Source organism: Rhodococcus sp. FH8 (assembly GCF_019266085.1).
In the GTDB taxonomy this organism is placed as follows: Bacteria; Actinomycetota; Actinomycetes; order Mycobacteriales; family Mycobacteriaceae; genus Rhodococcus_F; species Rhodococcus_F qingshengii.
This window is the reverse complement of record NZ_LPNQ01000065.1, coordinates 36,348-51,231: the sequence shown is the minus strand read 5'-3', so window position 1 is coordinate 51,231 and position 14,884 is coordinate 36,348. Positions and strand designations below refer to the sequence as shown.

14 protein-coding genes and 1 pseudogene are annotated in these 14,884 nt (G+C 59.8%); 10 read left to right on the top strand and 5 right to left on the bottom strand.

Going from position 1 to position 14,884, the window contains the following annotated elements:
• Window positions 1-74: 74 nt before the first annotated feature.
• The 4 genes from ATN38_RS14540 to ATN38_RS14525 all read right to left on the bottom strand — a co-directional run bounded on the left by ATN38_RS14540 (window position 75) and on the right by ATN38_RS14525 (window position 4,734).
• Complete coding sequence (locus ATN38_RS14540) at window positions 75-491, bottom strand: hypothetical protein (RefSeq protein WP_042452357.1); 417 nt, start codon at window positions 489-491, stop codon at window positions 75-77.
• Window positions 492-504: 13 nt separating this feature from the next.
• Window positions 505-1,266: a pentapeptide repeat-containing protein gene (locus ATN38_RS14535; protein WP_218748164.1), complete on the bottom strand. Its 762-nt coding sequence runs from the start codon at window positions 1,264-1,266 to the stop codon at window positions 505-507.
• A gap of 244 nt (window positions 1,267-1,510) precedes the next feature.
• The gene (locus tag ATN38_RS14530) at window positions 1,511-2,329 is read right to left on the bottom strand and encodes a peptidoglycan DD-metalloendopeptidase family protein (protein WP_256931834.1); all 819 of its coding nucleotides are present in this window, start codon (window positions 2,327-2,329) and stop codon (window positions 1,511-1,513) included.
• Window positions 2,330-3,018: 689 nt separating this feature from the next.
• Window positions 3,019-4,734, bottom strand: coding sequence for a 3-ketosteroid-delta-1-dehydrogenase (locus ATN38_RS14525; RefSeq protein ID WP_075832435.1), 1,716 nt, complete (start codon window positions 4,732-4,734; stop codon window positions 3,019-3,021).
• 67 nt (window positions 4,735-4,801) lie between these two features.
• Between ATN38_RS14525 and ATN38_RS14520 the strand changes: the two genes are divergently transcribed.
• The 4 genes from ATN38_RS14520 (at window position 4,802) to ATN38_RS14505 (ending at window position 8,011) form a co-directional block, all read left to right on the top strand.
• Complete coding sequence (locus ATN38_RS14520) at window positions 4,802-5,062, top strand: hypothetical protein (RefSeq protein WP_136472433.1); 261 nt, start codon at window positions 4,802-4,804, stop codon at window positions 5,060-5,062.
• Between the two features lie 159 nt (window positions 5,063-5,221).
• Window positions 5,222-5,770 (top strand): hypothetical protein, encoded by a 549-nt coding sequence (locus ATN38_RS14515; protein WP_003943619.1) that lies wholly within the window; start codon window positions 5,222-5,224, stop codon window positions 5,768-5,770.
• Window positions 5,771-6,240: 470 nt separating this feature from the next.
• Window positions 6,241-6,663, top strand: a complete 423-nt coding sequence (locus ATN38_RS14510; RefSeq protein ID WP_116058204.1) for a hypothetical protein — start codon at window positions 6,241-6,243, stop codon at window positions 6,661-6,663.
• Between the two features lie 97 nt (window positions 6,664-6,760).
• Window positions 6,761-8,011: an amidohydrolase gene (locus ATN38_RS14505; protein ID WP_116057127.1), complete on the top strand. Its 1,251-nt coding sequence runs from the start codon at window positions 6,761-6,763 to the stop codon at window positions 8,009-8,011.
• 66 nt (window positions 8,012-8,077) lie between these two features.
• Here the strand turns inward: ATN38_RS14505 and ATN38_RS14500 are convergent.
• A pseudogene (locus ATN38_RS14500) lies at window positions 8,078-9,175 on the bottom strand (MFS transporter); the annotation flags it as partial.
• A gap of 127 nt (window positions 9,176-9,302) precedes the next feature.
• On the opposite strand from ATN38_RS14500, the gene ATN38_RS14495 reads away from it, so the two are divergent.
• From ATN38_RS14495 to ATN38_RS14475, 6 genes are all read left to right on the top strand, one after another.
• Window positions 9,303-9,752, top strand: a complete 450-nt coding sequence (locus ATN38_RS14495; RefSeq protein WP_007726458.1) for a helix-turn-helix domain-containing protein — start codon at window positions 9,303-9,305, stop codon at window positions 9,750-9,752.
• Between the two features lie 23 nt (window positions 9,753-9,775).
• Window positions 9,776-10,378, top strand: coding sequence for a hypothetical protein (locus ATN38_RS14490; RefSeq protein ID WP_116057128.1), 603 nt, complete (start codon window positions 9,776-9,778; stop codon window positions 10,376-10,378).
• Window positions 10,379-10,934: 556 nt separating this feature from the next.
• Entirely contained in the window at window positions 10,935-11,735 is an 801-nt protein-coding gene (locus ATN38_RS14485; protein ID WP_256931830.1) for an aminotransferase class I/II-fold pyridoxal phosphate-dependent enzyme, read from the top strand.
• A gap of 14 nt (window positions 11,736-11,749) precedes the next feature.
• Entirely contained in the window at window positions 11,750-12,097 is a 348-nt protein-coding gene (locus ATN38_RS32765; protein WP_256931829.1) for a hypothetical protein, read from the top strand.
• Window positions 12,094-13,293, top strand: coding sequence for an MFS transporter (locus ATN38_RS14480; RefSeq protein ID WP_054187583.1), 1,200 nt, complete (start codon window positions 12,094-12,096; stop codon window positions 13,291-13,293). Before ATN38_RS32765 ends, ATN38_RS14480 begins: the two co-directional genes overlap by 4 nt.
• Window positions 13,280-14,881, top strand: coding sequence for a carboxyl transferase domain-containing protein (locus ATN38_RS14475; protein ID WP_065456039.1), 1,602 nt, complete (start codon window positions 13,280-13,282; stop codon window positions 14,879-14,881). The genes ATN38_RS14480 and ATN38_RS14475 overlap by 14 nt, the downstream gene beginning before the upstream one ends.
• Window positions 14,882-14,884: the final 3 nt, after the last annotated feature.

Here is a 14,884-nt window from a genome sequence, read left to right as displayed (position 1 = left end):
GTCACCGCAGTGTTTGATGCCAGAGAGTTACAACAGCCTGACGAATTCGGGAGCGCAGCATTTGTCATTTGCCATCACAGCTTTGATTCGCGCTCGCCAATGTCATCGAGGATCAAGAACTCGATCTTCGCTCGCTCCCCGTCCGCATCGAAGTCGTTGTCGCGGTCTGAGACACGCGTGATCAGTTCCGTCAGTGCCGCATGGATCGTCGTGTACAGAAATGCACGCGGGTCGGGCACCCCCATCACGTCGTCAGTGTTCATCTGTACCTGCGCCGTAGCGGTACGCCTGCCCAGAAACACACGCGGAAGCCGGATCCCGGTCGGATCGGTCACCACGGAGATGTCGCCACCAACGACAACAAACAGATCGAAGTCGTACTGCATCGCGATGCCCCTCAGCCGGTGTCTGAGCCGAGTCAACTCCTCGATGAAGTCAAGCGGCACCGACGGTCCACCGAATACTGTCCTGAACGTGACCCCGCGAGTCATCGATCTGCCCCCTTTACGAATCATCCATTTCAGGATCGAGGGCCATACCCTCTGTATCCCCCACGCCAAGTGCTCGGGCATATCGACCGGCATACCGCTCCAGTGCGACTGCTGAATCGGCCTCACCTTCCCATTGATCCGGAATCGCGGTGCCGTCACACGTTGTTCGCGACACTTGCGCCTCGGAGAACTCGACAGCGGTCCGGGTGAAGGAACACCGCACGAAACTCGTGGCCGCCGAGAATCGTGCGCCGCCGAAAGTGCACTCCACGAATGAGGTATCGGCGAACTGCGCACCAGTCAGGTCTGTGTCGTCGAATGCGCATCGTTCGAACACCGTATTGGGCACGGAGCGGAGCCCGCGTGCTTTGGCTCCAGTGAAATCGCAATCGACGACCCTCGGTCCGAGCGCCAGACGAGAGAGCGTCGCACCCCGGAAACTGCACCGTTCGAATCGGCGATTGAAACGGGGCTGTCCGGTCAGTGCCACGAAATCGAAACGGCAGTCCAATAATTCGGATTCGAAGACGGAGATCGGACCCCGAGCGAAACTCAGATCAATCCGTTCCAACGTGAGATACCGGATGTCCAATCCAGCGCTACCCGCTGTCAGGCCACGCACATCGATCAGCCCGTCATCGGTCTCCGCCCATGGGGAGACGAGAGTGTGGGGCGGCTTGACGATCCGCGACTGATCGAGCAGCTGCGCCCGTAAATTATCGACGCCCTCATCTGACCAACGTCGATGTAGGGAGGTGATCGCGGACCGGTTCACGGGCTCAATAGTATCGGCAAGATCCCCAGCGATTGGCCGTGGCTGCCCTAGAAGCGAACCACCACACATCAGTACTTCGGTAGGAATCACTTCTCGGAGCGCGCAAAACAGCCGGACCGTGAAATGCACGGCCCGGCTGCAGCGCTCACGCGCACGAAGTGGAACTCGGAGTCAACTGGGGTACTGAAACCGGTCGTGTACGAGCCGTTGACTCATCTCCGGATCAGTATCGAATTATCAACTCTCACAAGTTGATCACGTCGCCCACAAGGATCTGATCGGGATTGACGATCTGCGGATTCATGTCCCACACCTGCTGCCAGGTGAGACCTCGTTCTGTCGCGAGGTCGAACAATGTATCACCGGCTGCAACGACTACCTCTGAGCCGGGCGCTGGAGTCTCCGACTCCGGAATGCTTTCTACCGGTACAGATTCGGATGCCTCAGAGTAGACAACGGGAGCAGGCGCCGGTTCCGGTGCAAATTCGGGTGCTACGTCCTGTGCCGGCGCGGGCGCGGGCGCGGGCGCGGGCGCGGGAACAATACTTGACCCGGTATCGCACGCCCCGATCGAACTCAGGAAGGACATGGGATCGACGGCGCCTCCACTGTGAATGCGGAGATGCAGATGTGGGCCGGTGGAGCTACCGGTGTTACCCGTTGCCCCGATCTCGTCGCCTACCTCGACGTGTTGCCCCACACCGACCCATGTTTCGGAGAGGTGGCCCATCTGAATCTGCTCGCCACTGTCCGCTTCCAACTGGATGTACGTTCCATATCCACCCGGATCATTGGGTCCGGCAACAGAAATCGTGCCCGATGTGGGCGCGTGGAGCGCGGTGCCGACGTTGACAGCGAAGTCGACTCCGTCATGTCCCGCGTGGTAACCCTGCGAAAGTGATCCGCTTACCGGCCACTCCCAATTGCAACTCGCCGACCAGCCCTGCGCACCGGCGGTACCTGCATTGGCTACTGCTCCGGCCCCCACAAGGGCGCCCAGTCCCGCAGTTACGGCGATGAATCGTTTTGTGCTGGAAGGCTTGTGTTTTCTGTGCTTACTCATGTTTTCCTTGACTGATGTGCTCGGAGCAGGTGCAGGCTCTACCCGCAGACAGCACTCAATACGTGCTGAGCTACTTGGTGTATCGCACCAAGACTCCGTTGGAGTGAAATGTTCGGATCGCGCCATGGAGAGAGGTACGGTGACCGCTCTCGAACGCGAGCGCGCGCATAGACCCGCAGGTCTGTATCTCCTGGTGACAGCACAGGAGATACGGGTTCTACATCGAGGCAGTGCCTGAATCGATCGTTGATCGAGGACTACGAATGCCGGAACAAACCGAAGGCTTCTCATTCGAAGATCGACAGGGTGGGTGTCTACCCGGATGGTCGGAAAGGGGGTGGAACATGGAGATCCTTGCGTTGCGGATGAGGAATCACCTCATACGCTGTCGCTTCACGACGCTCCACACCACGGTTGAATTACCTGGGTACATACCTGTTTTTGCGCATTCGACCCGACCGGTCGATATCAGGCGCGCCTTCGGTAGATGGCATCTGGTCGCACAATCGCCAGTGCCCCATGTCACTTCTGGAGACGATACCGCGTCTTGGTCACCCGGCGCGTCAGCGTTACCGAGATGGGACATACGGGTGGCATTGCTCCTACAAGCCGAACGGGAGACCAGTGCACGTTCCCGGCATCGGAAACGCGTGCTGATCTCCCGTTCGGCGATCTGTTGCCTAGTGGATCTACTGCTGAGTCGAAGCTACTTTCTCGGCTGCGTGGTGGGCGGCAATGTATCCGTAAACCAGCCCCTGGCCGATCGTCGCACCGGCGCCCGGGTAGGTGTGACCGAATGCGTTGGCCGCAGTATTGCCGATCGCGTACAGGCCGTCGATCACGCTGCCGTCCTCACGAAGCACGCGTGCATGCTCGTCCGCCTGCACACCGCCGCAGGTGCCGAGGTCGCTGAGCGTCATCTTCACCGCGTAGAGGGCACTCGTGTCGAGCTTCCTCAGGTTCGGGTTCGGGGACACTGTCGGGTCGCCGTAGTACCGATCGTATGCACTTCCGCCGCGACCAAATTCCGCATCGCTACCGGCAGCAGCGGCCTCGTTGAACTTCTCGAAGGACTCGGCAAAAGCCTCCTCGGGAAGACCGACCTTGCGGGCAAGCTCGACCGGACTGCTCGCCTTGTGCGCGATGCCGGAGTCGAAGAATGCCTGCGGAAGCGGCTGACGGGGGAAGATACCGCCTGCGAACACGTAGCTGTTGCGGTACTCCTGGTCGAAAACAAACCACATCGACTCGGCCGGATCTCCGGCCTTTTCCCGTTCGAGCACGCGCTGGCCGAACGACATGTAGTCCGTCGCCTCGTTCACGAATCGACGACCGGTCTGGTCGACGATGAACGAGCCTGGCAGCGCACGCTCTGCGAGCATCACCATCGGCGGGCGGCCCTTGATGCTTGCCACCGCCGGGAACCACCACGACTGATCCATCGATCCGATACCTGCGCCGAGCTCTTGTGCTGCCTCGATCGCTTCGCCGGTGTTGCCCTCTGCGCCCAGGCTCTCGTGCTCACCGAGCCTCTCCGACTGGTACTTGTGGCGCCACTCCATGTTGTGGTCGAACCCGCCGGCTGCCAGAACGACACCACGCCGAGCGGTCACCGTCACTTCACGTCCGTCTTGCACCACAACTGCACCCGTTACGCGGCCATCTTCGGTGATGAGCCGAACCAACGACGTTTCCGTCCACACCGGGATACCGGCCTGGACCACACCTGCGAACAGGCCGGCGGCGAGCGCCTGACCGCCTGCGATGTATTCCCGCTTGAGTACGTACTTGCCGTAAACGCCCTGCGCCAGGCGGCGGATGATGCGAGGGAAAGCCTTGCTCGGCTTCTTCACCATCAGGTTCATCCACTTGTAGTCCGCACCTGTCACCGGCATCGGCAGTCCGGCTTCCATCAAACCGGGCCGCAGGCGACCGCGTTCCGCGCCGAGTACCGACGCGTCGAACGGCAGGCACTCGCAGGTACGTCCGGCGGCGCTACCTCCCGGCAGTTCGGGGTGGTAATCGGAGTATTCCTTGGCCCAGAAGAACTTCATGGGCGTCGTGCGGTAAAGCATGTCGACGGTGGCCGCACCGTTGTCGACGAATGCCTCCCCACGTTGGGCAGGGGCAGTATCACCGACCACCGACCGCACGTATGTCTTCGCGCGCTCAACGGTGTCGCCCGCACCGGCTTTCGCCAAGATCGGGTTGGCAGGCATCCAGAACGCTCCACCGGACCGCGCCGTCGAACCGCCAACGTACTGCGTCTTCTCCACGATCAGCGTGGACAAGCCGAGCTCGTTCGCGGTGAGGGCGGCAGCCATGCCGGTACCGGACCCGATCACCAGTAGATCGACAACGATGTCCTTGGCTTGTGTCGCGGGGGGTGCCTGATTCTTCGCCATTGAACAAATCCCTTCACGTGGTTATCGACGTAGAACGCTAAGGCAGTCGCGGCGCAGAAGGTTCCGGATGCCCAGTCAGCGGGACATTGCGAGTGGATTGGCGAAGAACGGCTCCTGCCACGGGTCGGGCGTTGTGCCCGCCCCAGCAGAATCGCGGCTTGCCTTCTTCGATGTCTGCGCTGCTCACGTGAGGACAAATCCCAGCTTCGGCATCGTCGACGAAACGCTCGGCACCCTTGCACGCGGCATGCTTCCCCGCCTACGCCACGTCTTCGAGCAGCACCAGGCTCTTCACCGTCAGGCCGTCGAAGCGATTGTCAACGTCTGACAGACTCGTGCGGTTTGCATTTCATGGACGGGTACTGGCCGGCGGTTCGCTTCAACGGCGACGATGGCGTGATCGAGGTGACTGTCGAATCCTGACCGCGATCCTCGTCTCGGGCTGTCGGCTGATGTTCCTCGGCACTGATGAAGAATAATCATCTACATGAAATGGAACACCCCTACAGAGACCGGCTGGTTCGTCAACCTTGCTGAAGGTGGTTCGGCCGTATCGATATTCGATCCGTCGGGGAACGTTCAAGGCGAACTGATTCCCGCATCCGACGACGGATCGGAGAGCGTTGCCGGCGGGCGGAAGAGGAAATCGTCAACAGCCGAGCAGGATCGATCCAGGCTCACATTCCGCAAAGGCCGACCTGCATCACTTCGATTGTCCGACGGAACGATCGGGACCCTGATCGACCAGAAGCCCAAGGCCATGCGCCGCAAGAACAAGCTGTGCGAAGTCGATATCGCGGGCAGAACATACCTCTTCGTTCATTCATCGGGCCGAAAGGCAACAGCCCGGCGTGACGGAATCGCATTGGCACACATGGAACGTGGCCGATGGTCCGGTAGAAGCACCGTCGCCAGAAGAACCCTCACGGCAACGGACGCCCTTGACGAATGTGTCCTGACACTGTTTCAGAAGGTAGTGACACCTGGACGTACCGGTGCCTTCGATCAGGTACTGACCGACCTCAGCAACATATGACGTACGCCATATTCGGTGGATCTCAACCGCACTCGAGATACTGACTTTCAACTCTCAGGTCCACGGACATGCCTTGGACACAATGAGTTTCACATCTCGGAGCGGAAGGCTGAAACCAGATCATGGTCAATGTCGACGCTTTGAACACGCTCGCCCAGCGATTGTCGCCAGGTGCGATGATCACAGATCCAGATCTACTCCAGTCCTATCGGCAGGACTGGAGTTTCGATCCCGCAGCCGGAACACCGGTTGCCGTAGTACGTGCTTCGACGACGGCAGAGGCGGTTCGACGGACGGCATCTGAGGCCGCCACATGTAGCGAATAGCGACGAGTACCTGAATTCTCCTGTGCAACCGGATATGGTGAGGCTGTCGTCTTCAATGCGGCGATGCAAGAAGGGAAGCTACGACCAAAACATTACGTCGGGGAAGACAAGCAAATCACCTGGACATGGCTGGAGGCCTCCGTGATGAATCTCGTTCGCCGACTGAGCGTCTGCACATCCGTCGTGATCGCTTCTACTCTGACGTCGGTAGCGCTCGCATCCGCCGCGGTGACCATTCCATTCCAGATCAACCCTGCGCCGTACGGCAACCCGAACGGCAGCTTCGACGCGCCGGCCGTCCGCTGCGTAGCTGTCGTCGGTGAACAACCCGGCACGGTGACGATCACCGGAGGCAAGGAAGGCCGGTGGGGATGCCTGCTCTCGTCCGAAGTGCGCTGGCTGAACCTTTCGACCGGGGCCTCCGGCTCCGCTCGGCTCTCGGACGGTCTCAACGGAGTCCCAGCAGAGGCGATCGTGCAGACCGGGACCGGTCAAATCGCTGTTGCCGTGCTGTCCGTGGCCGGATCCATCATCACCCCAGGTGTCACATCGTTCTACGTGCCGTAGCACCAGACTCCGCATCACCGGCACCGTGGGACCTAAGGTCCTGTTTACCGACCCGTCATCCCGGTTAGCCTGAAAAGACGCTACCGAGAGGACACTCATGACCTCGTCAGTGCACGAAACGATCGCCGTGGATCTGGATTTGATCGACCTGTACAAGGACCTCCACAGCCATCCGGAACTGGGGTTTCACGAGCAACGATCATCCAGTCTGGTGGAAAGACATTTAACAGCACTTGGATTCGACACCACCACCGGTGTCGGGACTACCGGAGTCGTCGGAGTCCTGAAGAACGGAGTGGGCCCCACAGCGCTGCTGCGTGCGGATATGGACGCCCTCCCGGTTCGGGAAGAAACCGGATTGGACTACGCCAGTACCGTGACAACGACCGACGATCAGGGAAAGACCGTCTCGGTCAGCCACGCGTGCGGGCATGACCTGCATACGACCTGCTTACTCGGTGCGGCCCGGATCCTCTCTCACGATACGACGACATGGTCTGGCACTCTTGTCCTCGTCTTCCAACCGGCTGAGGAACTTGGCGCGGGTGCGCAAGCCATGGTCGACGACGGACTGTTCGAGCGATTCCCGAGGCCCGACATCGTTCTTGGACAACATGTATCGCCGCTACCGGCAGGCACGATCGCCGGGCACGCCGGCCCCTCGTATGCGGGATCGGACTCACTTCGTGTGAGACTGGTCGGAAAGGGCGCCCACGGATCTATGCCGGAGAACTCGGTCGATCCCGTGGTCATGGCAGCCGAAACCGTGTTGCGTTTGCAAACTGTCATCTCACGCGAGGTCCCGAGTACTGCCACAGCTGTCCTCACCGTCGGCTCCATCCATGCTGGAGATGCCGCCAACGTCATTCCCGGCGAAGCAGAACTGCAACTCAACATCCGCAGCTACGACGCAGGTGTGCGTCAGCGCATCCTGGACAGCGTCGACCGCATCGTCCGGGGCGAAGCGGCCACCGCCGGTGCACCCACCTCACCGACCATCACAGAGACGGAGCACTTTCCGATCGTCGTCAATGATCCGGCAGCGCTGGACAAGACACTCGATGCGTTTGCCGAATGGTTGGGGACGAACAAGATTCTCGATCCCGGTGCGGGAGCAGGTAGTGAAGATGTCGGCATTCTCGCGACCAGTGCCGGTGCGCCACTGTCGTACTGGCTGTTGGGCGGTACCGACCCTTCACTGTTCACGACAGGTGACATGACTGATCCGGCTTTGCGAACCGTGCCGTCGAACCACTCTCCGCACTACGCTCCCGTGATCGAGCCGACCCTGACCATCGGTGTGAACGCCTTGGTCGTCGCGGCCAGGACGTGGCTCCCAACTCCCTAGAGTGTTGCGGGTCCGCAATCGATCGATCGTCCATGCGATCAAGGCTGCAAACGCGTAGGCGCCGCCGAGAATACTTGCAGCGCCCCACCCTGCCGCGTCGAAAACCATAGTGGTGGAAACCGCCCCAGCCGCGCTGCCCAACGAATAGAACACCATGTAACTACCGATGATCTGCCCCGACGATTCCGGTGTGTTCGCGACGATCAGATTCTGGCTCGTGACATGAACAGCCTGTACGGCGAAGTCCAACGCAACAACACCGACTACGAGTAACACCAGCGAGTGCGTCGCCTGCGCGTTGAATACCCACGACAGCAAGAGAACGACCAAAGACGCCCCGGTGACGCGTTGCGCTTTGCCTTGATCGGCCCACCGACCGGCACCGACCGCGCCCAATGCTCCGACCAATCCTGCGATTCCGAAGAGCCCGATCTGTGTGGTCGACAACCGCCATGGTTCCTCACTCAACGGCAGGGCCATTCCGCTCCACAAAGCACCAAAGGACGCGAAAAGGAACAAGGCGATCAGGGCCCGGGTGCGAAACAGTCGGTTCGTAAGCGTCAACGTCACGACAGACCCCATTGCACGCACGTACGAACGCCTATCGTGTTGCAAACTAGGATCTTTCGGCAGCATCGTCAGCGCGACGGCCGCGACCAGTACCGAAATGAAAGTGGATCCCGCGTAGACCGCCCGCCAGCCTGCCAGATCCGCAACTGCGCCGGCGACAGTCCGAGCGAGGATGATGCCGACGACAACGCCGCTGGTGATGACACCGATGTTTGCGCCCCGCTCGTCCGGGTCACTGATTGCCGCAGCATAGGCAACTATGACTTGAACAACTACCGAGAACGTGCCTGCGACCGCCATCCCGATCAACAGCTGCAGATTCGTGGTGGCCAGAGCAACAAGCATCGTTCCCGTTGCAGCAGCGACGATCTGGATTGCGATCAATTTCTTTCGATTCACGAGATCGCTCAATGGCACCAACACGATCAACCCCACCACATAACCGAGTTGGGCGAGTGCGACTACGAAACCGAGGCCGGCCGGAGGAATGGAAAGATCCGAGCCTATTTGCCCGAGGAGCGGCTGTGCGTAGTAGATGTTGGCTACCGAGACCCCGCAGAGCACTGCGAGCAACAGGCGAAGTCCGCGAGACATTTTCAACTTGCCCCGCGCGTTCTCGACAGCATGACGTGCAGTCACTTCCACCTCAACTTGGTTGCGTTTTGATACCATTTGGAGGTTACGTCAATACAGTTTCAAAACGCAACCAATGAGGAACTCGATGCCGGATCGCGCACAATGGACGGACCCGCACTGCCCGACGGCCCGAGCGGCCGACATCATCGGCGACAGATGGTCGCTGCTGATCGTGCGTGACGCCTTCGACGGGTCATCGAGATTCAGTCAGTTTCAACGAAACCTGGGCATCGCAAAGAACATTCTCACGGACAGGCTCAAAGTCCTTGTCGAGCAGGGAATCTTCGAAGTCCAACCGAACGCGCAAGGTACCCGCAACGAGTACATCCTGACCGAACGCGGTATGGATCTGTTCATCGTGATCATTAGCCTGCGACAGTGGGGAGAGCGCCACGCCTTCGATGACGGTGAGCCACACTCGATCTTGATCGACGACACCACGGGCGATCCGGTTCCCAGGCTTCGACTGATCAACACACGGAATATCGACCTGGACCCTACAAGTACACATGTGGAGAAGGTCGAGGAAGGTTGACCCGCAACTCGCCAGATTGACAGATGGGCGCACATGATTCGAAGTACGCGCATACTCCGACCATGACTGTCGATCTCGAGTTCTCCTGGCCGCAGTTTCTCTGGATTGCATTCATCTTCGTCGGCGTGCCCGCAACTATCGGCGCGAGCATCATCTGGACAATCTGGCGTTCGGAACGAACTGGCCTGGAGCACTCCACGACCGCCCTCGGCGGCGGGCACACGGGATCGGGCTCACTCGGACTGTGGAGCACCGGCCTGTTGGCCTTTGCACTGGGCTTTCTGTCTTGCGTGGGCTGGCTCAGCTGGTCAGCCGACTACAAAGGCGGATTCCGCGGCCCCGGCCTGCCTGCCCCGACACAGTTCCCCACCTGGCAGGTCGTCGCCTGTGGACTGACAGTGATTCTGGCGTGTTTCGGTTCCGCCCATTGCTCGCGATGGATGAAGGCCGGCGGTATGACGGCCGCTGCCGGCACTGCTGCAGGATTCACCACAGCATTCAGCATCGACGCCAGTGCCGATGTCACCGGACAGGCAGGCGTGGGCGTCGCACTGTCCACAATCGGATGGGGCCTCACCCTTACCGCACTGATGCTTCTGCGCAGCAAGTGGTCGCAACGAGGATGATTCATTGCCGGATCATCCATACTCCGAGTAAAGCATTCGATAGGCGGACCTAACACGTTTTGAAATTCATTAAGAAGAAAATCGATTCCAGATACAAGATCGCCTGATTGCCGAACCTCCACGAGATCCTCGAAAAATATGAGACAGAAGCCTTATCGCTTCCGTGCTAACCCTTTGACGCATGCGGATCATAATATTCTTCGAACATCACGCGGAAGTGCACACAAGTCTGTGACTCACGGCATTATCCGATTTATCACGGGAAATCGTGATAAATCATCACCGTCCCTGAACTGCAACAACGCCTTAAGTTACAGATTCAACTAGTTTCAAACCATAGGGTTTCTTCCTTTTTCTCGGCGTCTCGATTCCGTAATGCTTGACATCGAATTGTCTTTCGTCCTCAATGAGCAATGTCAACTGACGGCGATGCCCCTCAGTGCATCAACGCAGTAATTCCGCTATCGAATCCAGTGAAGGGAACAGCCGCGAAATGACGGTTGCCGAGAGCTTGAAAGATAGGAATCTGTACTCCAACCTCAGGCGTGCTGCTGATTTGAGCGACCCATTCTGGGATCGCGCAGTCAGTGAGGGTCTGGCCGATCTCACTGCCGATCGCGTCGCAGGTTTCGAACACCGGACGATCCAAGGATACGAATTCGAGAACTTCTCCACGTACTCGTATCTGGGGCTCGACACCGACGACCGAATTCGTTCGGGTGCGATCGCCGCTCTCGAGCGCGAACGAACGTTGAACAGTTCCATCTCGCGGATGAGAGTCCACTCCAGCCTTCTCGACGACACAGAGGCCGCGTTGAGCGAACTGCTTGACGCACATGTGCTCACCCTCGGATCCGCCGCAAACGCTGCGTGGAGCTTGCTCCCCCTCGTCGCGTCCGGGTTGCTCACCGGCGGTGAACCTCCCCTCATGGTGTTCGACAAGAACGCACACTTCTGCCTCAATGCCATGAAGGCGAGCGTCGCCGACGAAACGACGATCGTGACCATTCGGCACGACGACGTCGATGAACTCGAAAGTCTTTGCCGAACAAATTCTCAGGTGGCATACGTGGCGGACACCGTCTACAGCACAGGCGGGAAGGCGCCCCTGAACGAACTGTTTGCATTACAGGCCAAATACGGACTGATTCTCGTTCTCGACGAGGCGCACAGCACCTCGGTCATCGGACACAACGGGCGTGGCGCGGTCCTGGATCTCATCGGCAGCCTCAATGATCGAACATTCTTGCTGACATCACTGAACAAGGGATTCGGTGCTTCCGGCGGTGCGATCGCACTCGGCCGGAACGGGGCAGTCGAAATCGTGATCTCGCACTTCGCTACGGCGGCCCGTTGACGTGGTCGCAGCGTGTGAACGTAGCCGGGCTGGGTGCTATTGCGGCGTCCGTGGAGCTCCACCGCAGCGGAGAGGTCGACAAGCGGCAGCGGCAACTCCGCACGGTTGTCGAACTGTTCGATTCGCTCGTCGACACGCCGGCATCGGGCGATGGACTCCCGATCCGCTTCGTCACGCTCCACGAGGAAGAACAAACCATCACCGCAGCACAGAAACTGCTGGCTAGCGGTTTCTACACATCGGCGGTCTTCTTCCCTGTCATCGGCCGGGGCAAAGCCGGGCTGAGACTGATGCTTCGGGCGGACCTTCCACATGCAACGATCGAGCGCTTCGCCGACGTCCTACGAAGTGTCACGGAATGAGCGACGACCGCACTGTCGCAGTGACACCGCTGGCTTGTGCCGTCGTGTTGACAGCACAAATGGCCACGACCATCTACCTCCCTTCACTGCCGAAGATCGCGACGGATCTGGGCATCGAAGATTCCGTGGTGAAGTGGTCGGTGACACTCTTCGTGATCAGTGCCGCACTTCCGGTGGTCGTGTGGGGGCGGTTGGCAGATCGACTCGGACGCAGGACGGCACTGTTGTCCAGCTTGGTATTGTTCGTGATCGCCTGCATTGCATTGGCTTTGGTCCAGAGCGCCGCCGTACTACTGATCGGCCGGATCGTTCAAGGCATCGGAGCAGGAGGTGCGGCCATCATCGTGCGAATGATGGTGAAGGACAAGTTCACCGGTTCGGAGTTGGCTAGCCGCTTGTCGCTGTTGTCGATGGCATTTGTGGTGGCACTGGGCGGTGGCCAACTGATCGGCGGCGCTCTTGCGTCGTTCACCTCGTGGCGAACCGGCTTCGGCGTGCTCGGAGTACTCGGAGCAGCACTCGCTGCGGTGGCACTGAGGACCGAGAACACCACAGTCCGCGACAACAACGAACGCGTTGTTCGGTGGAATGCCATAGTCCTGACACCCCAGTTCTACAAACCAGCCATTGCGGGGGGCCTGGGTTTCGGCGCGATAGTCCTTGTGCAGCAATCGAGCCCCTTCCTGTTCAGCGATCGATTCGACTTGCAACCGTGGGCATTCGGAGCCTTCGGAATCCTCTACGGAACCGCCTACTTCAGCGGCGCGCTTTACGTCAATCGAAGGGCCACAACCGTCGGTTCAGAGAAGTTGATGCGTCGAGGTGCGCTGTGCATGCTGCTTGCCGGCCTCGTCCTCATGCTCTGCTGGTATCCCCCACTCGGTTCCACGCCGTTGCTCGCGGTCTTCCTGCTCGGATACATCGCACTGACATTTGGGCAATCGCTTCTCTTCCCGAACTCGGCAGCATCAGCAGTGACGCATTTTGCTGAAGGCGGAGCCATCGCCGTCGCTTACTGCGGACTCGTACAGCAGGGAATTGCCGGCATCGCCTCTGTAGTCGGACCTCTCGCATCCGATGAACGCGTGTGGTCGGCAATCGTCGCACTGATCACTGCAGCAGCGACTGCGCTCGTATTCTCCCTCCGCACAGCTTCCTCCGAACCGACAGTAGGTACGTCCCATGCCCGTCATTGAACGCACCGCACAACTCGACCCCGGTACCCGCGAGCAAAACTTACTGGCATACAAGGAAATTCGCGAGCGAGTTGCGGACGCGCAACACTTGTCCGTTCACGGGGCACCCGAGCGGTCGGTCGCCAAGCACCGGGCTCGCGGCAAATTGCCCGCTCGCGAACGCATCGATGCTCTTCTCGACGTGCAGTCCCCGTTCTTCGAGATCGGACAACTGGCCGGATTCGAGGTGTACGACGAGCAACTCCCGTCGGCTGGTCTGGTCACGGGCGTAGGGCTCATCCGCGGCTCACTCTGCGCCATCTTCGCGAACGACGCCACCGTCAAGGGCGGCACCTACTACCCGCTGACCGTCAAGAAGCAACTGCGATTGCAATCCGTCGCTCGTCGGCTGAGGTTGCCGTGTGTCTATCTCGTCGATTCCGGAGGTGTTTTCCTTCCGATGCAGGACGAGATCTTCCCCGACGAGCACCATTTCGGCGAGATGTTCAAGAACATCGCCGAAATGTCGGCAGACGGCATCGTTCAGATCGCAGCAGTCATGGGTTCCTGCACGGCTGGAGGTGCATACATCCCAGCGATGTGCGACGAGACCGTCATCGTCCGCGGTACCGGCACCGTCTATCTGGGCGGCCCTCAGTTGGTCAAGGCTGCAACCGGTGTCGACGTCGAACCGCAAGAGCTCGGCGGCGCCGACGTGCACGGGGTGATCAGCGGCGTCGTCGATCACATCGCCAACGACGACATCGAGGCTCTGAGCATGATCGCCGACATCGTCGCCCGCGGTGATCGACGGGAGGTACGGGCGCCGTCACGATCTCCGCGACCACCTCTTCACTCCCCCGAGCATCTCGACACGGTGATCCCGGCCTCCTCGAAAACCCCGATCGTCGCGCGCGACGTTCTGGCCCACCTGCTCGATGCCAGCGAATTAGTCGAGTACCGAGCGAATTACGGCCGAACCATCGTCTGCGGGACCGGCCACATCGAGGGGTACACCGTCGGGGTCATCATGAACGACGGTGTGCTCTTTTCGGAGGACTCCCTCAAGGCCGCGAACTTCGTCGAACTGTGCTCACAACGAGACATCCCATTGTTGTTCCTGCACAACGTCAACGGATTCATGGTCGGGAAGCAGTACGAGGCGGAAGGTATCGCCAAACACGGCGCGAAACTGGTCAATGCCGTTGCCTGCGCCAGGGTTCCCAAGCTCAGCATCGTCATCGGCGGAAGCTACGGGGCGGGAAACCTCGCGATGTGCGGACGCTCGATAGGTCCTGACTTCATGGCCGTGTGGCCGAACGCGAAGACCACCGTGGTCGGTTCCGAGCAAGCAGCGTCGGTGATGGCATTGATGAAGATCGAATCTGCGCGCACACGCGGAACTCCGCTCACGGAAGAGGAAATCGAGGAAATCAAACGGCCGATACGCGAAGGTTACGACCGGCAGGGCGAGTCGGTGTACGTCGCATCCAGGCTATGGGTTGACGCGATCGTCGACCCGGTCGACACGCGATCCTGGGTTTCACTCGCGCTGTCCATGCTTCCCCGCAATCACGGAACAACGCGCTTCGGCGTCTTCAGGATGTGAGAA